We start from the raw sequence: 236 nt of genomic DNA on the forward strand, positions 1-236 counted from the left end.
GTGATGCAGCACGCCGAGCAACCGCGCCTCGTCGAGGAACATCGCGGTCAGCTCCTCCCGATCGTCGCCCGCGAGCTCCAGCGTCTTGATCACGACGTGGCGCTCGAACCCACCGATACCCTTCGTGCGCGCGAGATAGATCAACCCCATCCCGCCCGCCGCGAGCTGCGAGACGAGCTCGTAACGGCCGATCCGTTCGAGGGCCATGGGACCCGATGATAGTGGCGCACCCCGCC

At 67.4% G+C, this 236-nt stretch carries 1 pseudogene; it reads right to left on the reverse strand.

The annotated features are described in order from the left end of the window. Nucleotides 1-207 (reverse strand): annotated as a pseudogene (locus ACEN88_RS36265) (hypothetical protein); the annotation flags it as partial. Between the last annotated feature and the right edge of the window lie 29 nt (nt 208-236).

Source organism: Massilia sp. CT11-108, assembly GCF_047302915.1.
In the GTDB taxonomy this organism is placed as follows: domain Bacteria; phylum Pseudomonadota; class Gammaproteobacteria; order Burkholderiales; family Burkholderiaceae_D; genus Telluria; species Telluria orientalis.